Origin of the sequence: Pediococcus inopinatus (assembly GCF_002982135.1) — a bacterium.
Lineage (GTDB): Bacteria > Bacillota > Bacilli > Lactobacillales > Lactobacillaceae > Pediococcus > Pediococcus inopinatus.
Map to the genome: position 1 here is coordinate 759,334 of NZ_CP019981.1, position 22,390 is coordinate 781,723.

Below are 22,390 nucleotides of genomic sequence, written 5' to 3' on the forward strand. Positions count from 1 at the left end.
GAATATTTTTGTTTTCATGACTATTTTTGCGGTTGTTCAAAAAAAATACAATTTAAAATTTACCTGAGAATATAAACTTTACGAATGACACATGGTGTCGTCAACATGAGTATTATTACAAATAACGAAGCATTTGAATAATCAAAATAGGTGGTATCGAGATGATAAGTTACGAAGAGGTGTACGCCAAACTAGTTAAAGATTCCCAAATTAATTCTTATTTGGATGAAGCGGATATGACAACTAAAGCCAAAAAAGAATTTTTGATGTATATAATTATCCAGACGTTAAAATACGGTAAAAATGCTCAAGGATCAGTTGCAAACCTCCCTCATGATTATGTGGTCATTGATATCGAGTCAACTGGGTTGGCTAGAGACAAAGACGAAGTGATTCAACTTAGCGCGATTAAATATTATAACGATAAACAGGTTGAACAATTTGATACGTTTGTGAAACCAGTACAACCACTCACAGGCTTCATCAGTAATCTTACTGGAATAACAGCGCAGATGCTTGAAGATGCACCGACATTTCATGAAATAGCTTCTAGCTATCGGTCTTTTATTGGTAATTATCCAATTGTTGGACATAATATTGTTCGTTTTGATATCCCATTTTTGAAGGCCAATGGCATGACTTTTGGTGATAATCGACTCATTGATACCTTTTTGCTCGCCAAGACCAAAAGAGTACCGGCCTCTAAATATAGTTTACCTACGCTCAAAAATTATTTTGACATTCACAATCGTTCTCATAACTCTTTAAATGATTGTAAAACCACAGCGATTGTTTATCAGCATCTGGCCGCTGATGAGCTAGCTTCTGTACTGGTAAAAAACCATCACCAGAGTATTTTCGATCATCAAAAGGTGGTAGTTTACGGCACATTTGAAGGGATCTCTAATTCTCAGATGAAACAATTAGTAGTCAAGTATGGTGGTCGGGTGACACAAGAAATCAGTAAGGATGTTGATATTTTTATTGATGGAGAGAAATTAGAGAATGGTCCGAGTTTAGAAGAAAAAACAGCACATGATTTTTTTGAAAAATGCGGACACTTACAAATTATGAATGGTGGAGAGATAACACAACGCTTAAAAAAAATAGAATCGGCAAAATGGCAATGTTCCGGAAATGATATTGTTGAGTAATTGATTCTTACAAGGTCGAGGGGTGTTTGAGATGAAGTATACAAGTAGACAACGAGTCCTTGATGTTATGTTTCGCTTGCTTGAAGGAGAGCAGTTTACTTTTAACAGTTGGGAAGATTTTTACGGAATAGAAGGTGAGAAGGAGAAAGCTAGAAGACGAAAGTTTCAACGCGATTTAGCCGAAATTAGAACAGTACTAGATGTTCCGGGGTCCAAAACGCAACTTGTAAGTCAGATGCAAAATAGTTCGTTTTCTAAACGGCATGCCGTGTATCATGTTAAAAATAAAACATCTGCAGAAGATAAATTTACTTATGCCGTGACCATTGCTCAAATTATACTAGGTAGTCGTGCTTTGATTAAGAAGGAACGAGACCAATTGCTTGATTATCTATCTGAAAATATGGATAGGGCGCAAAAAGAAAAATTTACAGAGTACTTAAAAATACCAAAATATGGATATATTGAACTATACGAAAAAACGGCCTTATTTAAAAAAATATCTGCCTGTACACAGGCGATCATCAGTAGAAATATTTTGAAGTTTGCTTATAAAAATGCGAATTCTGAAATAACAATTCATGAGGCACAACCAGAGATCTTATATTTTGATACGCACTTCTTTTATATCGTGATGCAACACGCAGGTCAAAAAAATGTAAGGGTGTACCGTTTAGATCGGATAGATAAAATCATCAAAGAAGAAGCGGGAAACACTAAAAGGAATGCGAATCACTATAATTTACAGGATCAGCGTAAGGAAGCTTATTTAATTCCTCTGGGGAATCCGATAACTTTTAAATTCAAATGTCGGATATCAGTACTCACGGCCTTAAACAATTTCCCGATTTCTGAAGTTATTCATACAGAGAAAAATGCCGATCCAATTATTAAAGTCACAGCAAGAGAAGACGGAGCGCTGCTTTGGTTATTAAGTCAGGGTAATAACGTCCAAGTAATTGAACCAATTTCTTTAGTTAGAAAAATTAGAGAGATTCTCAAAAAATCTTTGGAACAGTATGAAGATTAGGAGATAATGGCGTAACTAAAAAAGTAAAAACGATAACATCTAAAGGAGAGACTCATTATGTTAACTGATAAAAATTATGAAGAATTAGAAAAAAAGTATGGCAAGTATAGTAGTTGGGCGCTTTGGAATTTAGATCCAGCAGAGGGAAAACAGCATTATAAACAAGTTGGATTTCAAACATTTGAATCAAAAATAAATGATCCTAATTTTCGTAAAACGCATATAAAAACGTCAGCAATTATTTTAAATACTAATTGGTCATCCGGAGGCAAGACACATCAAAAGAATTGGCAGGATTTCCATAATACCGAGTTAAGCCATGGTCACGACTACACACTTGCTAAATTATTTTTAAACACACCGTTTGAAGGCTGTTACATCACAGATATTATTAAAAGTTTTCCAGAAACCAATAGCAACAAGGTTTTGCAATATGTGAAGAATCCAAAAAATATCGGAAAACTAAAGGAAAGTGCTGAAATGTTTAACGATGAATTAGCAATCATCCAGCCCCAACGTTTAATTGTTTTAGGGAAGAACACATTGGATATTTTGAAATATATGCAAAATAAGCAAAATTTAATTGATATCAGTAATTTGCAGGTGAGTGAATTTGATCACTTTTCAAAGGTCCAGTCCAAGGAGAAATTTCAAAATGAGCACGAAGCAATTGTAAAGTTATAAACAATTTGACGATAATACAAACAAATCTAGATTAGTTCTAAGAAAAGGCTATTTTTTCCTAGGACTCTTTTTGCATTGGTATGTAAAATTTTCTAAATAAAAAACAAAATTCCTTAAGTTTTGCGAACCCAGACATGAGTTTGTTTGATATACTAGACCGGTATGACTAATAAACTACAGCCAACATATGGCCGTGGTGCCTAATTGTGTTCGGCTTTTCATTTAACACGAAAAATTTTAAAAAAAATATCTAACTATTTGAAATGAGTTTTGGAAGAAGGACAAAGGCTTTGAAAATTCAAAATATTTTGCTGCTTAGTGCAAACTGGATAACTCAGTTACTTGTGGCCCAATTAATCATTTCGGGATTTGTGAATTTTTATACACAAGTTTGGAATCGGGGGTTTGGGGATGTCCATCAATCACATAAAAAACGAGTTATTTATCGTGGTTTATTGATTGTGGTGAGCACCGGTTTGAGCATGCTTTTATTTTTGGCGGGGTATGTAAACGCTAGTAATACTACAACGATGATGTATCATAATATTGCTTTATTTATCTTAATTCTCGCCATTCTCGATGAAGGCATTAATGGTGGTGAATTTTTAATTCGCTGTGCCAGTCTGACCACATTATGGCTTCTCCATCACAGCAGCGACTACACAACTCCCCGTTTTGGAATTTCATTATTGGCAATGTGGTTTGTACTGGTAATTATCTGGCAATATCGAGCAAAAATAGAGGCCAGTTTTCCATTGCGCTTGCTAGTTTGTATGCTGGTGGCGATTGATTTTTGGGTCACTTTGCCACTCCATTCTGTTGGCATGCTTGTGACGCCCTCCATTGCTATCCAAGCAATTTTGATGTTTTTCTTAATGAAAATTTCTACGGGAAATCAACAGACTTTATGGAATCATAACGCGCAACTTGCATACTCTGCTAATTATGACAAGATGACAAATACAAAAAATTATGGCGCATATCGAAAAGATATTTTTAATGATTTTGGGATTGCACATACGAAGCATCAGCCATTGTCGATGGCTGTCCTTGATATCGATCATTTTAAGCTGATCAATGATAAGTACGGTCATTTGGCAGGTAATAAGGTCCTTACTGAAATTGCGAGCGTATTAAAAGATACAATTGCCCAATACAGCAGTGCTTACAGATTATATCGAACTGGTGGTGAGGAGTTTGTACTGGTATTTCCAGATTGTTCGGTAAACGAGGCCTTGCCAGTTCTTAATCATTGCTGGACGGCAGTTAGAAATATGAATCTTAACTATGAAAAACATCAGATTAAAGTCACAATTTCAATTGGAGCAACCGAGGCAATTGACAGCGACAAATCGGCTGTAAACGTTTATGAACGGGCGGATAATTCTTTATACACGAGTAAAAAGCATGGTCGCGATGCAGTTACTGTTAACGGAAAGACTTCAAACGGGGATGACAATTTAGAACGGGAAACTTATGCGTTCTTTGTGAAAGGCGTTTATGACAGAAGTTCAAATCAAGAACGGCGACGGGTTGCCAATGAGTTGCTCTTACGCAGTTACGATTATGACAAGCAAAAATGGACAGTTCCGACTGAGGATTATTTAGACATTGATACTCGTCTTACGTTGATGCAAGATGCGTTAGTCAATAGCCGATGTCGCTCAATTATTATTTCTTTGTCAATTGCGGATTTTCTGGATCCAATGACGGCTAATAAAATAATTGCTTTTTTCAATAGTCCTGATGGTCCAGAAAACATGTTTATTGAACTTAAAGATATTCCAACGACTAATTTATTAAAGTCGATGATGGAACAACTTCACCAAAATGGAATTATTGTTCTGATTAGTAAGATTAATGATAATCGACACTTTGAAAAGATTGTTGCAAGTCTGAAGTATGTTGATGGGATTAAGTTGGATATTCATGTTAAAGATAAAACAAAGTTTCCAATTTATTTACGGAAAGATATCCAATTTTGGCGAGATATTGCCAAGAAATGGCACGTTATGCTTGTAATTGATGGCGTGGCCAACCAATCGATGGAAAGTTGGCTAATGGAACAAGAGGGGCTTGATTATTTAGAGGGGGATTACTTTGGTGACGCAAAGCTACCGTTACTAAAAAAATAAATAAATTAAAAGGGGTAAGCTTATTGTGGTTAAAATAAGCTTACCTTTTAGGATGGAAAAATTTAAATGCTAATTGCCTTATTTAAATGGAGCGGATGGGGCTTTTCATAGAAGTAGCCCTGGCGAATATCAATGTTAAATCGATCAATAAACTCATCGATTTTTTCGTTTTCAATCCCTTCTAAGATGAACCGTACTTTATGAAGTTTGGCGAAATTACGCCAGTAAAGCATTCTTTGCTGAATTTCAGGTAAAAAGACCGATTGTCCAAAGTTCTGTAAAGCAAATTTAATTTCGTGTGTAAACGGAATAAGTTTTTTTACGAATGCTTCCGTGTTACAACCGCAATCAACATCATCAATGGAAATGCTCATCTCTTCATTGATAAATTGCTGAAGGACTGCGATGATGTCATTATCTGAAAAATCAATGTCTACGACGTCTTCAGTTAGTTCGATCTGGATTTGAACAGGACGAAGCCGTTTTTGAGCTTGAATAAGGGACTCAATAATATCCGGATTTAAAAGTTGGGCTCGGTTTAGGTTAACTGAGATAAAGGGGACCTTTTGAGCTAACTGCTTAGCGACCTCAATTAGTTCATCAACAATGACATGGGCTGGGACGGTAGAGAAGTTGTCTACAGGACCCCAGAATGTTTTGGCTTGTTGGCGAAGTAATAGTTCGTAGCTAATAACGGACTGATTATATTTATTTATGATTGGTTGAATAAAATATTGATACAAAGTAAATCCCTCTTTAAAAACAGTTATTTTAATTAAAAAGACCCGTAGCTTGGCTTTCTCAAGTACGGGTCGTATCCTCGCTGGCGTGCAATAAAAAGCCATCACGAAGTTGAGCAGAATAAATTTCTTAAATTTAAAATACCATTTATGGGGTGAATTTACAATAGTTATCTGATTTTTATTATGATTGGTCTAACGGCTGAACTTTATCCATTACGCAAAACATGATATTCTATAAAAAATAATGATGAAGTTTAGGTGAAAACAATGGAAAATAAAAAAGTGAATTTTTGTCCAAACTGTGGTTTCGAATTAGCAGCTGGTGCTAAATTTTGTCCCAATTGTGGATATGCGCTACAGCCCATGAAAGAAACGCCTTCTGAACCAATAACAAGAAGTCAACAACATGCACAACGTTCAGGATACGCGGAAACAAATGAGCAAGGACCGAGAAATCCTAAAAATAAATCAAACGGAACTTGGAAAATTATTGGAGCTGTTTTGATTGGGATGCTAATTGCCCTCGGGATTGGAACATGGTTTATTATGTCTGCTGGCAATAAGGTCAGTGGTGGGGATGCTGATAACTATAGTCGTGTACAAACAAAAACTAGTTCTAAGAAAGCCAGCTCTGCTAAAGAGGTTACCTCAAGTGTGGAATCAAGTAGTTCTAGTTCCAGTTCTGAAGAAGTCACGGATAAATTGGATATCAATCAGTTAGATCCAGAGGAATCCGGGGCCGCGATCATTCACTACGGTAGCGATGAAATTACTGATTCGGCAGTTTGGGCTGACATTTGGTCAGAGGCGGACGCTACCGGAATGACTATTTATGTGAATAATTTTGATGAAGTTAGTGATGATACCCTTAGTAATCCTGGTGAGGACAATGTTTTGTATACGGTCAAAATAGCATCTACCGATAGTTCTTCAACTCGTTTGTTTTATACGCTGAGGGATGGTTATGTGAATTACTATACTGGAAGTTATGAAGACCACAAATATACATTTGATAATTTTGGTGAAGCAGTTGCAACAGTTAGCTTAAAACATATTGTTTCGCAGGCTAATCAGGATTCAGATACAGTAGAATCGATTAGAAATGCGGCGGTTACAGTTGATGATGACCGGTAAATAATTAAATTCAAGGCTGATTTGTCGGTCTTTATGTAACCTGTAAAGAAAAAACACTTTACATCTAAATGAATAACTGGTATATTATTTAACGTGAAATAAAACAGGAGGTGTTGACATGTCTGTAAAAATTCGTTTGAAACGAATGGGTTCAAAAAAGCGTCCTTTCTATCGTGTTGTTGTTGCTGATTCTCGCTCACCACGTGATGGTCGTTTTATCGCCCAAGTTGGTACTTACAATCCATTAGTTAATCCAGCTGAAGTAAAATTAAATGAGGAAGACATCTTAGGTTGGTTAAGCAATGGTGCTCAACCATCAGATACCGTTAAGAATATTCTTTCAAAAGCTGGAATTATGAAGAAGTATCACGAATCAAAGCTTGCTAAGTAATCGGGATAACTGATTATGAAAGATATAGAAGCTTTAATCTTAGCAATTGTTAAACCGCTCGTTTCTCATCCAGAGCGAATCTCAATTGAACAATCAGAATCAGAACGTTTTTATGAATTTCATTTAAGTATGGATCCAGCTGATGTTGGCCGAGTTATTGGACGACGTGGGCGAGTTGCTCAGGCGATTCGAAACGTTGTTTATAGCTTTCGCCTTCAAGGTAATAAGCGGGTTCGGTTGGTGATTGAAGACGGCAAATCGAAAAACTCTTAAACGAAACCTGGTTTTGTTTAAGAGTTTTTATTATATTATGAGGTAGATTAATGCAATATTTTAATGTGGGTAGAATTGTTAATACACATGGCATTCAAGGTGAAGTAAAAATCATGCCCATCACAGATTTCCCAAAAGATAGGTTTCAGGTGGGTAAGCAATTGTACTTGTTCTCACCTAAAAGTGAAGATAAACCAGTAAAAACGTTAGAAGTTTCCAAAGTTCGACAACAAAAAGGCCTCTATTTTTTACGCTTTGTGGGTTTAGATTCCATCAATGATGTTGAGAAATATAAAGAGTTTGATTTAAAAATTCCGGAAGAGGATCGAGGACAACTTGCTTCTAACGAATTTTATTATAACGATATTATTGGCTTAGACGTTTATGATTTAGATAATCAACTATTGGGTCAGATATCTGAAATCATGTCACTTGGTGCCAATGATGTTTGGGTAGTTAAACGGCCAGGCCAAAAAGATTTACTATTACCATATATTCATCAGGTTATTAAACAGGTGGATTTAAAGACCCATCGCGTAATAGTGGAATTATTAGAGGGGCTTGATGAATGAAAATTGACATCTTAAGCCTTTTTCCAGATATGTTTAGTGGCCCGATGCACGAATCAATTGTGGGTAAAGCTATCGAAGATCATCTGCTTGATATTGATGTGACTAATTTTCGTGATTATTCTAGCAATAAACACAATAATGTCGATGACTATCCGTATGGCGGTGGGGCTGGGATGCTTCTTCAACCACAGCCGATTTTTGATGCAATGGCCGCCATTGATGAAAAAAATCAACAGTTGCCAAAAGGACGCGTGATTATCCTAGATCCAGGCGGTAAACCGTTTAACCAAAAGATGGCTGAAAATTTTGCTAGTGAGTCACACTTAACATTCATTTGTGGGCATTACGAGGGATACGATGAACGTATTAAAACGCTCGCCACTGATGAAGTTTCTCTAGGAGATTATGTCCTGACTGGTGGTGAACTTGCGGCAATGGTTATGATTGACGCAACTGTTCGCCTCTTACCAGGAGTGCTAGGAAATGAAGAATCTGCTCCGGGGGATTCTTTTTCTACCGGATTATTGGAATATCCACAATATTCGCGTCCGGCCGATTTTAGGGGGATGCAAGTTCCAGAGGTGTTACTGAACGGAAATCATCAATTGATCGCTCAATGGCGTCGTAAACAAGCTTTAAAGCGAACCCTGCAAAAGCGTCCAGACTTATTAGATAAAATTAAGCTTGATCGTAAAGATTTTGAATTATTAGAAGAGATTAAGCTTGAATTTAGTGACGACACTGATGATTAGTTGGGTTTAAAACAGCTTTACAGTGTTTTGATTTTATGCTAACATATTAAATAGTCTGTTAAGACAAACACACAATATTCCGCTGTTCAAAAAGGATAAGAATGTTGATGAAAGGAAGGTTCTCAATGAATCTATTAATTAATAAAATTACCGAGTCACAATTGCGTGATGACATCCCTGATTTCCGTGCTGGAGACAGTGTTCGTGTGCATGCACGAATCGTTGAAGGAACACGTGAACGTATTCAGCTTTTTGAAGGCGTTGTTATCAAACGTCATGGTGTTGGAATCAGTGCAACATATACGGTTCGTAAAGTCAGCAATGGTGTTGGGGTTGAACGTACATTCCCATTACATTCACCACGTGTTGCTAAGCTAGAAGTTACTCGTCATGGACGTGTTCGTCGTTCTAAACTTTATTACTTACGTGCTTTGAACGGTAAAGCTGCTCGTATTAAAGAAGACCGTCGTTAAGATGATTAAAGTACAAGTCAATTATGGCTTGTATTTTTTTATAGAAATTTATGGATTGAATTATCGAGAAAAAAACTATCAAGTCAATTAAATCATGACTTGATAGTTTTTTAGTACTTAAATTTTTTTATTTGTTTTATGTTCACTTGCGACATAAAATCCCCAAGCAATGGCACCGAATAAGATTGGACCGATGACTGTCCAAAAGGCAGTATTTAAATCGTGTTGTAGCAGTGGTTCCACAACTGTAAACACAATTCCGAACATGAGGACAATCAAGACAATAATCGTTGTGGCATAAACGCTGAATTTTGTTTTATAGATGACAAACGGACGATTTAAATCTTGACGACGTTTGAAAAATGGGAAAGCGCCGATTAAGAAAAGGTATGGGAAAGTTGTTGAAATGTTAGCCATATCGGTCAGAATCGTGTAGAATCCCTGAGCGTCTGAACCACCAAATGAAATAAAAAGAACAAAAACAGCAACCACAGCAGCTTGACACCACATTGCAAAGGCAGGCACACCAGCTTTATTTAATGTGGTTACTTTTGCAGGCCAAAATTTCTTTGGTGATCCCAGAATAAAAGATTTCAAAGGGGAATAGATTAAGACAAAAAATGATCCTAGATAGGCCATAAACATGCCTAAACCAGCAAATCTGGCGAACCATTGTCCCAACGTAATAGCCGTTGCTTGTTGTAATCCTAAGGCCTTTCCGAATACAAAACCAAGATTGTTCATCATGACATAGGTAATATTGCCTAAATCGACGTTATGTCCTGAGAGCGTTTGGTGCCAATTAGTTGAAATTCCCCATAAGAAAATAGATAAAGCATACATAATGCCGATAAAAACAGTTGAAATGATGATTCCTCGAGGAAAAGTCTTCTCAGGCTTTTTAAGACTGTCTGTCACCCCACCCATGGATTCCATTCCGCCATAGGCAAAAACGGCATATACGATAAATGAGAGCATAGCAATGGGTGATGTAAAGGACGGATTAGGAGAATGAACAACGCTGCTTAAACCATTGAAGGGTTCGGCTAGTTGTCCATGATTTAAAAAGAGAATACTTAAACTCACGATAAATAAAACCACATTGAGTAAAGCCACAAAAATACCACCCACTGAAGAAACCTTGGCAATCGAGGTCATCCCGCGGGTCGTACAGAAAGTTACAAAGACAATCCAAAAGATTCCCATCAAACCAATTGTTTGGGTTGAACTTAGCCCAAACAAATGCCAACTTTGGGTGGCATCATGACCGGCAAAAATGGTTGAGAAGGGAATCCAAACTTTAGAAGCTGTGGAAACCATCCAAATAATCCAAGATGATAGCCAGATAAAAGTCCCAATAAAAGCCAGTTTTTCGCCAATCGATTGTTCCAACCAGGAATAAATACCGCCTTTGGCATCTTTAAAGGTGGATCCATACTCCGCGAACATTAAACCACTGGGTAAGAAGAAAAGAAATGCTGCCAAGACGTACCAAATAATGCTTGCATATCCCATTTGGTCAAAAGCCACTGTGGTGTTTGCAAACCCAAAAATCGATGTGAAGATCATCAGTATTAACCCCGTAACTGAGATCTTTTTTGTGTTTTCCATTATATTTACTTCCTCTTATTTAATTATAGGTTCATATCCTGCTTAAAGTTTAGTGGTGATAAATCAGTCATTTTGGTGATTAATTGAGCAGTAAGCTTTTGCATTGATTGCAGTCCCAAATCTGCATTCTGTTTGCTCTGACTGGTTAAATGATTCTCTAGTTGTTTTCCTTCAAGGGTGCGAGCCATTTTATCACTGATATGCAGGTTTAAAATGAGTTGCTGATTAACTTTTGCCTGCACATCTTCAAGTAATGAGCCGAACTCTAAGTAGTTAGTATCCACCAAAACACCAGCTTGTTTGTAAATCCAATAAGCGGAATCAGGTTGGAAGGTCTCACTGCCGCGTTTGTAATTAGCTGGTGTATCCTTTATTCCTGCATAAAATGGAATATAAATACTTTGAGCAGCAACCCCCATCGCTAACCAGTGAATACCCGCAATTTCAGTGGGCAAATTTGGTCGAATTTGTAAAACGTGCGATTCTTGTGTTTTTGCCAAACTGATTGGCCGATACTGGGTTCGTTCCCGAGCATCACCAACTCCGATTGGATCAAAAGCCGTTCCTTGAAAATGAGAACTTAAGACTTGTTTGACGTCATCTACTTGAATCAGTTTTTCTGCACGTCGAATAAAAGGTAAGTCATGACTTTGTGGCTGTTGTTCAGTATGGGGGTTCAATAGTTTTTGTCCGTACCAAACCCGGGGATTATTGTAAAATTCATCGGATAGATCATTGGTCCCAAAAATATTGCGGAAATTAAATCCAGTGGTCTGAGGATTTAAATGATTTTGGGTCACAAAATCAGCTAAGCCGGCAACGGTCATAAAGTTCTCATTATCATCGAAATCAATTTCTTGAATTGAAAGTTGATTGGCAACAACGGCATAGGCATCATCAGGAATCCGTTGGGCGACCCATTGATGACCGGCTGCCGTTTCCATATACCAAACCTCTTTCTGATCGGAAAATAGAATTCCGTTTGTTTCAGAGGTTCCATACTTTTCAATAATGTTGCCTAAATAATTTACGCCTTCACGAGCAGTTTTGATGTAGGGGAGAGTAACAGTGACCATCGCTTCTTCGCCAATTCCATTTTCAACAAGTGGATCGGCACCGAGAGCCTGGTTGTTCGTATAGGCACTTTCAGTGGCACTCATAGCGACCCCGAATTCGTTGATTCCATCTTCTTCAAACAATCCAAATTTATCAGTCCACTCGGGAGTTGCCGTGTATTTTCCAGCAACCTTAGGAAGATTGAGGGTGAAACCATTATCCATTGATTTAAAAATTTGAGTTTCAGAGTATTCATGATGGGGATGAACCACAAAATGTTTAGGCCATGCGGCCCGTGAGTCTTCATTACGGCCAATTAAAGTTGAGCCGTCAGTAGTTGCCAGACGACCGGCCAAAAAACTGGTACAGGCTGAATACGAATTAGATTGATTTACCATTAAATTTCCTCCTTGAAAATGAATATATATACAGTTTTTATTTTATCATAAATCTTTGATTGAAATTTATGGAAAATATTGCGACAATAGATCAAATGAATGAGGAGGAAAATAAACATGCCATTGGTTCATATTGATTTGATTGAAGGTCGGTCTACCGATCAGCTACGAAACTTAGTAAAAGAGGTTACCGCAGCTGTTTCTAAGAATACAGGGGCTCCGGCTGAACATATTCACATTGTGTTAAACGAGATGCGTCCTGATCGTTATAGTGATGGCGGCGTATTGCGTAGTGACGAAAAATAACAAGTGGTCACAAGAAAAGGAGCAACCTTTATGGGTTACTCCTTTTCGAATTCTAATTTAATTGGCTAAATTTAAATAATTTTCGAGATATCTTGCAAGACCGTCATGATCGTTATCAAATTCAGTTACGTCATTGGCGATACTTTTGATGACCGGAGTTGCGTTTTTCATGGCGACCCCGCGGCCAACGTAATCCAACATTTCAGCATCGTTATGTTCATCCCCAAATGCGATGATGTTTTGGCGATCAATATTGTATTGTCGAGCAATGTAGGCAACGGCCTTGGCTTTCTGAATGCCTTTTGAAACGACTTCCAAGACGCTGTTAGGGCCGCCCCAAACACCGATATCCACCTGTTGACCATAGTTATGCATGACAATATTACGCACAGTTTGTTCTTGATTAGGAGCCACCAAAAGGACCATGGAAGTTGGATTTCGTTTAAGTGAATTCCTAGAGAGCAATTGGTCCTGATTTAAGGTGGTGGGGAAAAAGCCTAGAGAGGACGGAGGCAAATGATCCGCTAAGTACGTATGTTTACCTTCAGCTGCAATCATTTCTAATTGTAGTTTTTTACGATTAGCCATCATATCCAAAACAATTGCCTTACTGATGGTGCGTTTGTACTCACCGGACCAGTGTTGATGGGGAATATGGGTAAGAGCCCCATTAAAGTTAGTCATGGGTGTTTTCAGCTGTAATTGATCGTAAATGGCTTCAGAAATTCGGTAAGGCCGCCCGGTAACAATACTAACAAGATGGCCGGCAGCAGTGGCTTTTTGAATTACTTCAACAGTTTTGGGTGACACTTGATTTTGACTATTGAGCGTCGTTCCGTCGAGATCAATGGTGATTAATTTTTGTGGCATGTTATTCAACTCCAATAAGCTTTATAATAAAAGTAATGTATCCTAATTTAAATTAACATAGATTAAGGATGGATGCTATCAAATTTAGAAATGAGTGGAATTATGCAATTACCAAAAGGCTTTATTGAAAAGTATACACAGCTTTTAAAAGATGTGGCGCCAGCTTTTTTTCAAGCTTTAAATGAAGAACCAACGCGGGGCTTTCGGGTGAATCCTTTAAAAAGTTCGAGTCAACCAACGGAGCACGCTACCAATGATCCAGTTTCATACTGTCAGTTTGGCTACTATGGAACTGTAAGTGGGAAAACAATTGATCACCAAAGTGGGCTAATTTATAGCCAAGAGCCTAGTGCAATGTACGTGGGTGAAGTTGCACATCCTAAACCTGGAGATCGTGTGTTGGATCTTTGTGCAGCTCCTGGTGGGAAAACAACCCATTTGGCAAGCTATATGAATCAAGAAGGACTTTTAGTTTCCAATGAAATTAATCGGAAACGCGCCGGAATTTTAGCTGAAAATGTGGAACGATTTGGGCTGCAGAATACGATTGTGACCAACGAATCTCCTGATAGTTTAGAAAAGCATTTTCCTGCATTTTTCGATGTTGTGGTCGTTGATGCACCGTGTTCTGGTGAAGGGATGTTTCGTAAGGATCATGAGGCTGTGCAGTATTGGACGCCTGAATATCCATTATCTTGTGCCAACCGACAAAAAAAGATTCTAAAAAGTGCTTTAGCAATGTTGAAGCCAGGCGGCCGACTAATTTATTCAACGTGTACGTTTGCCCCTGAAGAAGACGAACAGAATATGGCCTGGTTATTACAGGAATATGCTGACTTACAATTGCTGCCGATAAAAAAATATCCAGGGATGGCTGACGGTCGTCCGGAGTGGGCAGATGGCAATTCAGAACTAACTAAGGCCCTCAGAATTTTTCCACATCAAATGCGTGGTGAAGGCCATTTTATTGCCCAGCTGCAAAAACAGATTACTGATGTAAAGACTAAGGAACTTAAGCCACAAAAGAGTAATGTAAACAAATTGCAGCGACAAGATTGGCACAAAGTTGCTGATCAATTGCTATCAATCACGATTGAGGATTCTCGTCTCCTAGCGTTTGGAGAGCATTTGTATGCAATGCCAACAGATTTACCAGAGCTCAGCAAACTACAAGTGATTCGTCCCGGAGTTAATCTAGGCGTGTTTAAGAAAAATCGATTTGAGCCTGCTTTGCCATTAGCATTGGCATTTCAAGCAAAAGATTTTCAAGAGCCAGTTCCAATTACTGAGGAACAATGGGTAGATTATGTTCATGGTGATACATTTAGTATTTCAGACGTAACTAATGGCTGGCACGCGTTAACATGCCATGAACTAACCGTTGGATTTGGGAAGGTAGTTAACGGGGTAGTCAAAAATTTTTATCCTAAAAAACTTCGCTTTAGCATTAACAAATAAATAGAAATGTAACAAAAAGCGTCAGACAAAAAATGTCTGACGCCCTTTGTTTTATAAGAGTTTGATTTGACGCTGTCTGCAATAATGACTTAATGATTCATCAAAAATAAGATTCTTTGCGTTTAATTGCTGAATGGTTTGGGCACCTTGGATAGTTAAAAGATCCTTGAGCTGAGTTTGCCAATTAGTAATGAGTGTAATTGTGTCATTTTCACCATTTCTCAAAAGCGAATGGAGAACCGTACCAGCAATTCCAATCATGTTAGTACCTAGTGCAAAACCTTTTACCATGTCTAAAGGCGTTCGAATGCCGCCACAAGCATAGATAGTTAAGCTGTCCTGTAAGGCCTGTGATTCTAGCAAGGATTCCACGGTGGTTAATCCCAGATCTTGTAAATAATCATAGGCTTTGTCATGGCGGCGAGCATTTTCAATTTTAGCAAAATTAGTGCCCCCGTGACCAGCAACATTGATAAATTGAACCCCCACAGCCTGTAGGCTTTGCATGGCATCTTTCGTCATTCCAAAGCCAACTTCTTTAACAATCACTGGAACGGAAACATGTTGAACAATTTCACCAATATTTTGAAGCCAATTAAATTCACGATCACCCTCGGGCATAATCATTTCTTGAATAGCGTTCACATGGACCTCAAGTAAATTAGCCTGAATCATATCAACTGCTTCTTGAGCCGCAACTGGGGAATGATTAGCTCCAATGTTAGCAATAATCAGCCCATCCGAATTGATTTCACGAACAATTTGAAAAGTTTCTCGTAATGAGGGTTCTCGAAGGGCAATACTTTGTGAGCCCACAGCCATGGGTAAGTGGGTTGCTTTTGCAATCCGGGCTAAGCTAGCATTGAGTTTACCTGTATATGCACTACCACCGGTCATGGCTTCAATGTAAAAAGGGAAATCTGTAAAGATCCCCCCCATTTGACTATTTAGACTAACTTGTTTTTGATTGATTTCCGGAAGGGCATTCGGCAGTAACCGAATGTGCTGAAACCCGGCTTCAGACTGTGGTTGATAAAAATGTTCCGCTAAAGAAACGTGTTCATCTTTTCGGTGAGACTGAATGTCTTTCATAGTTAATTCTCCTTAAAGCTCGGTTACATTATGGACATTAAATTTCAATTGCTCGATACCTTTATCATGCCATGTGGCTAAGAGGGAATCAGTGGGACGATTACGATCAATTAAGACAATCCCACAATCACCACCACCAGCTCCTGAACTTTTGGCAGCCCCACCAGCTGTTTCGGCGTCATTTATCATTTCTTTTAGGGTAGGGGTTTCGATCAAAACTTTACTAAAATCACTGAGTTTTTTGAGGATTTTACGATTAATGCGCAATTGGTTTTGAATAACCGCAATCGATTGATCATGAAACCCTTTGACCATTTCTTTAAGACAATTTTTACTTTCTTCTAGAAAAACTTGATATTCGCGTTGGTCTTTGACCTTACCCATCGCTACTTTATCCACCAAGTGGGAAGTAGATGCCGGGGAGCCTGTCCAGCCAATCATTAACTTAAGATCAGCAGGGGGTGTCAACAATTCAATATTGAGTCCTGACCAGGTTTTGTTTAGCAAGTCCATTAACGTTGTTTGTCGACGTTGTGCAGAGAGCCAATCACGATTAAAAGAATGATAGGCAATCCAGCCACCATAAACACTAGCAGCAATGTCACCTAATGAACCATTGCCTTGCACATCAAAATGGGCAATTGCAGCTAACTTAAAGAGGATATCTTTAGTTAATGGCAGGTGGTAGAACTTTGCCAAAGCTTTAATCGTGGCGACGGTAACGGCAGCAGAACTGCCTAACCCGTATTTTTTCCCATCTGAGCTATCAAGGTCACTATTAATATAAAGATTGTATAGACCGAGATCTTTGTGGAGATTGCTTGCATATTCTTCCGTAATGGTGATTGCAGAAAGAATGTAGTGGAATGGATTATCACGATTATCAAAAATCATTTTGGAACCTTCACGTCGCCAAAGAATAGAATTTTCATGGTATTGTTCAGAAACGATTCGGCCAATATTTTCAGTTTTTTCAATTGACGCTGTTACAAACTGATTTAGCGCCACAATAATCGCTGGATATCCTGATTCAACAACTGCGTACTCTCCTGCGATGTAAAGTTTTCCAGGTGCTTTCACCGTAATCAATGAATCAAGTCCCTTCAACATTTAAATTGTTTTTTATTTTTTATAGGTATGTGATGCCTGGGCCCGGTTTGCAAACGACTAGTTGTTTTGCACTCACAATTTGGTTAAGCTCGTGCATGATAAATTCGTTATCAGAAGAAGCACAGATAATCTTAACGTTTGGCCCCGCGTCCACAGTACTATAACATTCTACACCTTGTTTTCGCATGTTGCGAACAGCACTAAGAATTGCGAGCGTTTGCGGTTGGAAATAAGTGAAACTGGGAACGGCACCAAACGTTGTCGCGTGCATCCGCATTGCACTCTGCTCGGCAAGCTCACCCAAAGTTGCTAAATTTTGATTAAGAATGGCCGTTTTCATCGGTTTTACGTCAGCCTGGGCATTTTTTACCCAAGCTGGATAGAAAGGGGAGGTTTCCACAACAGACTGCATGCCATTGGTGCTGCTAACTTTCTTTTGAGCAGTGTTTATAAGCACCGTGATGAGATTAATATCCCAATCGACATTTTCTTGAATGGGTTCTGCATAAGAACTTTGGTCATCATGGCCAGCATGCCACTGGACAAAACCACCAAAAATGGAGCGTGATGCGGATCCAGAACCATGGCGAGCTATGATCGATAATTGACGATTAGATAAGTTTAGCCCAGCCGCTTTTGTGGACGCAGCTGCTAAGGCTGCAAATGCAGAAGCAGAAGAAGCTAAACCGGCAGTGGAAGGTACGTGATTGGTAGACTGTACTTTTGCAAAATTTGAAATCCCACTTAGATGACGAACTAAATCTAAAACATTTTTGACGCGCTTAACACCTGAACCAGTCAAAGGCTTCTCATCAACGAAGATTTCATCGTGATCTAAGGATTGATCAAAATCGACAGAAGTATCTGTATAAAAACGGTCTAGGGTAAGCGAGATACTGTCATTGTACGGAAGAATAAGCTTAACGTTTTTTTTCCCCCAGTATTTTAGAAAAGCAATATTAGTATGTGCACGAGCGGTTATCATTATTGAGCTCCTTTATGATCTGGGCTTTTGAGTGGTTCAATCCAAGTATTTACTGCACCATTCTTAATTAAAATGTCAGCGACTTGCTGAGCGGTCTTTTTGTCCTGGGTTAAAGCAATTAAACAGCCACCCATGCCACCACCAGTTAGCTTGGCTCCTAAGGCCCCATTGGTGATGGCTAACTGGGCAAAAAGATCTAAAGTCGGATGACTAACACCTAGTTTAGCCAACAGATTTTGCGAATTATTCATTAAGGTGCCCAGTTTTTTGAAATTACCGGTGGTTAAGCACTCACGGGCTGATTTGGCATTTTCTCCCAATCTTTCAATGGCGGTTTCGGCACTAGTTGAAGAAGCAAGCTGAGATTTGACGTGTTGGACGGCTAAACCAGTCTGACCTAAGATGCCCGTGTCGGCAATCACAAGGAACGCATTTTTAGTAATTGGCACCGTCTGGAGCCGACGACCACGAATAAACCAAATGGGGGCCTTAGCGCTAACAGTTGCAGCATCCAAGCCACTGGGGTTTCCGTGAATATATTGTTCAGAAACATCTGCTAAACGGAGTAATTCCGAATGAGAAAGGGGCTGTTCAAAAAAATGAAATAGGGCGCGAATAAGGGCAACAGCCGTAGCCGCAGAAGATCCCATCCCCCGTTCTGACGGGATTTCACTTTGAATTTTAATATTAAAGGAAACGTTTTCTTGGTGTAGCTCAGTTAAAATGGTTTTAATGAGAAGTTGAATGCCAGTTTCATTGTTAGGCATATCAATCAACTTCCCATCAAAATAGCGGCTTTGAATCGTTTGAGGGGCATTGGTTTTGGTGATGGTTACTTTCGTTTGTATTTTGGAGATGGGTAAGCAGATGGCAGGCTGGCCATAGACCACACTATGTTCACCAAAAAAAATTATTTTGGCATGACTTTTTCCAATTGCAGTTTTTAACAACACGATCGCTCACTTTCAAATTTGTAAAGTTATTATCAGAAACGCCGTTAAACTAACAACTCTTAACTAAATTGTTTTGGATCGGTTGGGATCAGAAATGTTTTTCAGCTTAATATTAAACTTTTAGACTTTTTTACGCTATAAACAAGTTTATATCTTAACATATTTTTAGTAATACCAGCATAACTTGAAGAAAGCAGAGGATGTGGCGGTGTGACTACACAAAATCTAAATAAAAATAGTGGTCGACTACTTTAAATTTTGTTAACTGAAATTTACAGGCATTTATGACAAGACGTTAATGTAGTATTATAAAAGATATGGAACAAACATCTTATGAGTTAACTGGTGAGGATATGGATTCAAATACAACATATGCAGTCGTAGATATTGAGACTACAGGCACCAATTTGAACGCAAATGAGCGGGTCATTCAGATTGGCTGCGTATTTATTAAGCATCATAAAATTATAAATACTTTTGCAACTGATATTAATCCTGAAATGGCAATTCCAAATGCCATTCAACAGTTGACGGGGATCACCAATCGGCGAGTGCGAAAAGCACCTTTGTTTGATGATATTGCGCCAACTTTATTTGGGCTCCTTTCAGATACTGTTTTTGTGGCGCACAACGTGAACTTTGATTTTCCTTTTTTAAATTATGAATTCGAAAGAGTGGGCTATCCAGCCTTGACTATTGAAGCAGTGGATACTGTGACACTAAGTCAAATCTTGTTACCTAGTGTAAATGGATACCGGCTGCGTGATTTATCTAGATATTTTGGCATTAAACATGAGCATCCGCATTCTGCAGACAGCGATGCTTTAGCAACTGCGAAGTTATTTATTATGTTACAAAAACGTTTATCTGGTTTACCACTTATAACGTTGGCACAATTAAACAAATTGTCTGGCAGTCTGCCCAGACAAACTGCAACGCTGATTGAAGGGGCTTACGCGCAAAAGCAAAAATCACCGGGGAAACTCCCCGCCTTTTTAATGATCAAAGAAAATTTAGTGTTGCGGGTGCAGCGGACTAGAATTATTGATGACACCAGTGAACAACTAATGCATTACCCGCATTCAAAAAAATCCAAATTAGACCTTTTTAAAAATGACTTAGGATGGCGTAGCGCCCAGTCGAGAATTATGAACGCTATTTACGCAAATTATCAAAATGATGCTCCCAAAGCGTTGGTGATTGAAGCGCCAACTGGGATTGGGAAAACGCTAGGGTACTTGTTGCCGTTTGTCTTTTTGGCCTTTCAAAACCATTTACCAGTTGTGGTTAGTTCAACGACGACGCTATTGCAATCGCAGCTAATGGAAAAAACAATTCCAGTTTTAAGTAAAATTTTATCTGTACAACTTGACGCTACTTTGGTAAAAGGGAGTAATCATTATATTGATTTAGCCAAATTTTCTCAACAATTGAATGAAAGTGATCCGGCTAACCAGAGTCGCTTGATTAAGATGAAATTGTTGGTTTGGCTAACGTATACAAAAACTGGGGATCTTGACGAACTACATATTAACAACCACAAGATCCCGCTCCTAAACGAGGTACGTCATCAAGGAATTGCCAGTTTGGATGCAACCAATCCGTTTTATGAAATTGATTTCTATCAAAGAGTTATTCGTAAAGCGCATCTTTCTCAAATTGTGGTGACTAACCATGCTTTTCTCACGCGGCATGCAGATTTGTTAGGAAGCAAGAACCGGCCGCCTTATCTGGTTATTGATGAAGCACAACGATTTGTGAATACAATTTTACAAGAGAATCGGGTGACCCTCGACTTTAATCACTTAATGAGTATGGCGCATAGTGCAGTTAGCCATTTAAAAATGAGCAGGGGAATAGACCGGTCGCCGGTTGTGAAGGCTAATCCAATGGGGAGTTTCCATGTTTTTCAAATGGCAGATGAACTTGAAGCGATTAATCAGGAGATTAGTGAGATTCAGTCACAGCTCTATAAGCGTTTTTTAGCCCATCAAATTCCGATGGAGTCCAACAGTTTACCTTATCAACGGTTGATTAACTACTCAGAATTGACTAAATTTTTTGAGACTAATCAAGAAATGATTCAACGTTTACAGGAAAGTTTTGTTTCAGAAATATTAGCTTTTGAAGCACTGAATAAGATTCTTGAAAAACAGCAACAAAATTTAGTGGAAACAGAGGTTCGTACTTGGGTTAAATTGAATACACAACAATTAGAAATTGAAATTCAATCGCAAATCTTTAGACAAATTTTCGATTCGTTACTGAGCGGTGCCAAGCACTTGAATAATGAAACTAAATTTTATTGGGTGCAAGTTGGACCACAACATGATGCCGGTAGTGTTAGTTTGTCACAAGGCATTATCGAAAGTGCCGATTTTATTAATCAAAATGTTTATCCATGGTTTCAAAAACCGACTTTGATTGGTGCAACTCTGTTTTCAAACAGTCGCTCGAAGTATTTTCTTAATCAAGTGGGGTTAGCCAGCGATTCGACAACTGTGAAAAAATACAGTAGTCCTTATAATTTTACGGATAACGCGTTGCTAGAAATTGTTAATGATGGTCCATTCATTAATGAAATAAGTTCAGACGAATACGCTCTATATCTGACTGATGCCATCTATCAATTGGCAAAATCAACCCCTGGCAAAATATTAGTTTTATTTAATTCGCTAGCTACAATTAAAGATGTGTTTAATCGCATTCAAAAAACGGATTTGGGTCGTCGTCGGCAGATACTTGCGCAAGGTGTCAATGGCACCAAATCGAAACTAACAAGAGAGTTTATGTCAAGTTCTACCGGTATCTTGTTTGGTGCGGCAAGCTTTTGGGAAGGGATGGATTTATCCAACGGCCAACTGGATCTCTTGATCATAACGAGATTACCATTTGATTCGCCTGATGACATCTTTACAAAAGCCGAAACAAAAATTCACCAGCAAGCTCATCGAAATCCATTTATATCAACATTGCTTCCCAGGAGTATTCTCCGGCTTAAGCAAGGCATTGGGCGATTAATTCGATCAGAAAAAGATTACGGTGCCGCCGTGATTTTAGATCGAAGGATTATCGACAAGAGTTATGGGAAAACGATGTTACACAGTTTGCCGAAGGGGATGCCGATTGAAAAGCAGCCTTTAAATCAAATAAACGGGTCGCTTAGTGAATTCTTTAGAAAACATCGCTAATATAGGGTGATTTATTTGC

At 38.5% G+C, this 22,390-nt stretch carries 21 protein-coding genes; 13 read left to right on the forward strand and 8 right to left on the reverse strand.

Annotated features, from left to right (window positions below; genetic code table 11):
• Nucleotides 1–161: 161 nt before the first annotated feature.
• From PI20285_RS03920 to PI20285_RS03935, 4 genes are all read left to right on the forward strand, one after another.
• On the forward strand, nt 162–1,154 hold the full coding sequence (locus tag PI20285_RS03920) for an exonuclease domain-containing protein (protein WP_057772932.1): 993 nt from the start codon (nt 162–164) through the stop codon (nt 1,152–1,154).
• 31 nt (nt 1,155–1,185) lie between these two features.
• Nucleotides 1,186–2,184 carry a WYL domain-containing protein gene (locus PI20285_RS03925; RefSeq protein ID WP_057772934.1) on the forward strand — a complete coding sequence of 333 codons (999 nt, stop codon included), beginning with the start codon at nt 1,186–1,188 and terminating at the stop codon, nt 2,182–2,184.
• Between the two features lie 57 nt (nt 2,185–2,241).
• Nucleotides 2,242–2,868 (forward strand): hypothetical protein, encoded by a 627-nt coding sequence (locus PI20285_RS03930; RefSeq protein WP_057772936.1) that lies wholly within the window; start codon nt 2,242–2,244, stop codon nt 2,866–2,868.
• Between the two features lie 290 nt (nt 2,869–3,158).
• Complete coding sequence (locus PI20285_RS03935) at nt 3,159–5,003, forward strand: GGDEF domain-containing protein (RefSeq protein WP_057772938.1); 1,845 nt, start codon at nt 3,159–3,161, stop codon at nt 5,001–5,003.
• A 62-nt stretch (nt 5,004–5,065) separates the two neighbouring features.
• Here the strand turns inward: PI20285_RS03935 and PI20285_RS03940 are convergent, their stop codons facing one another.
• Nucleotides 5,066–5,746 (reverse strand): EAL domain-containing protein, encoded by a 681-nt coding sequence (locus PI20285_RS03940; protein WP_057772939.1) that lies wholly within the window; start codon nt 5,744–5,746, stop codon nt 5,066–5,068.
• 267 nt (nt 5,747–6,013) lie between these two features.
• Between PI20285_RS03940 and PI20285_RS03945 the strand changes: the two genes are divergently transcribed.
• The 6 genes from PI20285_RS03945 to rplS all read left to right on the forward strand — a co-directional run bounded on the left by PI20285_RS03945 (nt 6,014) and on the right by rplS (nt 9,341).
• Complete coding sequence (locus PI20285_RS03945) at nt 6,014–6,880, forward strand: zinc ribbon domain-containing protein (RefSeq protein ID WP_057772940.1); 867 nt, start codon at nt 6,014–6,016, stop codon at nt 6,878–6,880.
• 118 nt (nt 6,881–6,998) lie between these two features.
• Nucleotides 6,999–7,271 (forward strand): 30S ribosomal protein S16, encoded by a 273-nt coding sequence (gene rpsP, locus PI20285_RS03950; protein ID WP_057772943.1) that lies wholly within the window; start codon nt 6,999–7,001, stop codon nt 7,269–7,271.
• 15 nt (nt 7,272–7,286) lie between these two features.
• Entirely contained in the window at nt 7,287–7,544 is a 258-nt protein-coding gene (locus PI20285_RS03955) for a KH domain-containing protein (protein WP_057772944.1), read from the forward strand.
• Between the two features lie 50 nt (nt 7,545–7,594).
• A complete protein-coding gene (gene rimM / locus PI20285_RS03960) occupies nt 7,595–8,116 on the forward strand; it encodes a ribosome maturation factor RimM (protein ID WP_057772946.1) in 522 nt (173 codons plus the stop codon).
• The gene (trmD, locus tag PI20285_RS03965) at nt 8,113–8,868 is read left to right on the forward strand and encodes a tRNA (guanosine(37)-N1)-methyltransferase TrmD (protein WP_057772948.1); all 756 of its coding nucleotides are present in this window, start codon (nt 8,113–8,115) and stop codon (nt 8,866–8,868) included. The genes rimM and trmD overlap by 4 nt, the downstream gene beginning before the upstream one ends.
• Nucleotides 8,869–8,993: 125 nt before the next feature.
• Nucleotides 8,994–9,341, forward strand: coding sequence for a 50S ribosomal protein L19 (rplS, locus tag PI20285_RS03970; protein ID WP_057772950.1), 348 nt, complete (start codon nt 8,994–8,996; stop codon nt 9,339–9,341).
• A gap of 117 nt (nt 9,342–9,458) precedes the next feature.
• On the opposite strand, the gene yjeM is transcribed toward rplS, so the two are convergent.
• Together yjeM and PI20285_RS03980 are read right to left on the reverse strand one after the other, a co-directional pair.
• Nucleotides 9,459–10,952 (reverse strand): glutamate/gamma-aminobutyrate family transporter YjeM, encoded by a 1,494-nt coding sequence (gene yjeM, locus PI20285_RS03975; RefSeq protein WP_057772951.1) that lies wholly within the window; start codon nt 10,950–10,952, stop codon nt 9,459–9,461.
• A gap of 23 nt (nt 10,953–10,975) precedes the next feature.
• Nucleotides 10,976–12,406 (reverse strand): C69 family dipeptidase, encoded by a 1,431-nt coding sequence (locus tag PI20285_RS03980; RefSeq protein WP_057772953.1) that lies wholly within the window; start codon nt 12,404–12,406, stop codon nt 10,976–10,978.
• Nucleotides 12,407–12,505: 99 nt separating this feature from the next.
• On the opposite strand from PI20285_RS03980, the gene PI20285_RS03985 reads away from it, so the two are divergent.
• The gene (locus tag PI20285_RS03985) at nt 12,506–12,712 is read left to right on the forward strand and encodes a 2-hydroxymuconate tautomerase (protein ID WP_269084002.1); all 207 of its coding nucleotides are present in this window, start codon (nt 12,506–12,508) and stop codon (nt 12,710–12,712) included.
• A 57-nt stretch (nt 12,713–12,769) separates the two neighbouring features.
• Here PI20285_RS03985 and PI20285_RS03990 read toward each other — a convergent pair whose 3' ends face one another.
• On the reverse strand, nt 12,770–13,582 hold the full coding sequence (locus PI20285_RS03990) for a Cof-type HAD-IIB family hydrolase (RefSeq protein WP_057772957.1): 813 nt from the start codon (nt 13,580–13,582) through the stop codon (nt 12,770–12,772).
• Between the two features lie 102 nt (nt 13,583–13,684).
• Between PI20285_RS03990 and PI20285_RS03995 the strand changes: the two genes are divergently transcribed.
• Nucleotides 13,685–15,040, forward strand: a complete 1,356-nt coding sequence (locus tag PI20285_RS03995; RefSeq protein ID WP_057773007.1) for an RsmF rRNA methyltransferase first C-terminal domain-containing protein — start codon at nt 13,685–13,687, stop codon at nt 15,038–15,040.
• A gap of 51 nt (nt 15,041–15,091) precedes the next feature.
• Here the strand turns inward: PI20285_RS03995 and fni are convergent, their stop codons facing one another.
• Genes fni through mvk form a run of 4 tightly spaced genes read right to left on the reverse strand, consistent with a single transcriptional unit; the run spans nt 15,092 to nt 19,177 of the window.
• Complete coding sequence (gene fni / locus PI20285_RS04000) at nt 15,092–16,132, reverse strand: type 2 isopentenyl-diphosphate Delta-isomerase (protein ID WP_057772958.1); 1,041 nt, start codon at nt 16,130–16,132, stop codon at nt 15,092–15,094.
• 12 nt (nt 16,133–16,144) lie between these two features.
• On the reverse strand, nt 16,145–17,221 hold the full coding sequence (locus tag PI20285_RS04005; protein WP_057773009.1) for a phosphomevalonate kinase: 1,077 nt from the start codon (nt 17,219–17,221) through the stop codon (nt 16,145–16,147).
• 40 nt (nt 17,222–17,261) lie between these two features.
• Nucleotides 17,262–18,227, reverse strand: coding sequence for a diphosphomevalonate decarboxylase (gene mvaD / locus PI20285_RS04010; protein ID WP_057772960.1), 966 nt, complete (start codon nt 18,225–18,227; stop codon nt 17,262–17,264).
• Nucleotides 18,227–19,177, reverse strand: a complete 951-nt coding sequence (mvk, locus tag PI20285_RS04015) for a mevalonate kinase (RefSeq protein ID WP_057772961.1) — start codon at nt 19,175–19,177, stop codon at nt 18,227–18,229. Before mvk ends, mvaD begins: the two co-directional genes overlap by 1 nt.
• 320 nt (nt 19,178–19,497) lie before the next feature.
• Between mvk and PI20285_RS04020 the strand changes: the two genes are divergently transcribed.
• A complete protein-coding gene (locus PI20285_RS04020) occupies nt 19,498–22,371 on the forward strand; it encodes a helicase C-terminal domain-containing protein (protein WP_057772963.1) in 2,874 nt (957 codons plus the stop codon).
• Nucleotides 22,372–22,390 lie beyond the last annotated feature (19 nt).

Excerpts from the sequence above, each read along its gene's own strand:
- PI20285_RS03920 (WP_057772932.1), top strand. The coding sequence starts at position 162 with ATGATAAGTTACGAAGAGGTGTACGCCAAACTAGTTAAAGATTCCCAA.
- PI20285_RS03925 (WP_057772934.1), top strand. The coding sequence starts at position 1,186 with ATGAAGTATACAAGTAGACAACGAGTCCTTGATGTTATGTTTCGCTTG.
- PI20285_RS03930 (WP_057772936.1), top strand. The coding sequence starts at position 2,242 with ATGTTAACTGATAAAAATTATGAAGAATTAGAAAAAAAGTATGGCAAG.
- PI20285_RS03945 (WP_057772940.1), top strand. The coding sequence starts at position 6,014 with ATGGAAAATAAAAAAGTGAATTTTTGTCCAAACTGTGGTTTCGAATTA.
- rpsP (WP_057772943.1), top strand. The coding sequence starts at position 6,999 with ATGTCTGTAAAAATTCGTTTGAAACGAATGGGTTCAAAAAAGCGTCCT.
- PI20285_RS03955 (WP_057772944.1), top strand. The coding sequence starts at position 7,287 with ATGAAAGATATAGAAGCTTTAATCTTAGCAATTGTTAAACCGCTCGTT.
- rimM (WP_057772946.1), top strand. The coding sequence starts at position 7,595 with ATGCAATATTTTAATGTGGGTAGAATTGTTAATACACATGGCATTCAA.
- trmD (WP_057772948.1), top strand. The coding sequence starts at position 8,113 with ATGAAAATTGACATCTTAAGCCTTTTTCCAGATATGTTTAGTGGCCCG.
- rplS (WP_057772950.1), top strand. The coding sequence starts at position 8,994 with ATGAATCTATTAATTAATAAAATTACCGAGTCACAATTGCGTGATGAC.
- yjeM (WP_057772951.1), bottom strand. The coding sequence starts at position 10,952 with ATGGAAAACACAAAAAAGATCTCAGTTACGGGGTTAATACTGATGATC.
- PI20285_RS03980 (WP_057772953.1), bottom strand. The coding sequence starts at position 12,406 with ATGGTAAATCAATCTAATTCGTATTCAGCCTGTACCAGTTTTTTGGCC.
- PI20285_RS03985 (WP_269084002.1), top strand. The coding sequence starts at position 12,506 with ATGAGGAGGAAAATAAACATGCCATTGGTTCATATTGATTTGATTGAA.
- PI20285_RS03990 (WP_057772957.1), bottom strand. The coding sequence starts at position 13,582 with ATGCCACAAAAATTAATCACCATTGATCTCGACGGAACGACGCTCAAT.
- PI20285_RS03995 (WP_057773007.1), top strand. The coding sequence starts at position 13,685 with ATGCAATTACCAAAAGGCTTTATTGAAAAGTATACACAGCTTTTAAAA.
- fni (WP_057772958.1), bottom strand. The coding sequence starts at position 16,132 with ATGAAAGACATTCAGTCTCACCGAAAAGATGAACACGTTTCTTTAGCG.
- mvaD (WP_057772960.1), bottom strand. The coding sequence starts at position 18,227 with ATGATAACCGCTCGTGCACATACTAATATTGCTTTTCTAAAATACTGG.
- PI20285_RS04020 (WP_057772963.1), top strand. The coding sequence starts at position 19,498 with ATGGAACAAACATCTTATGAGTTAACTGGTGAGGATATGGATTCAAAT.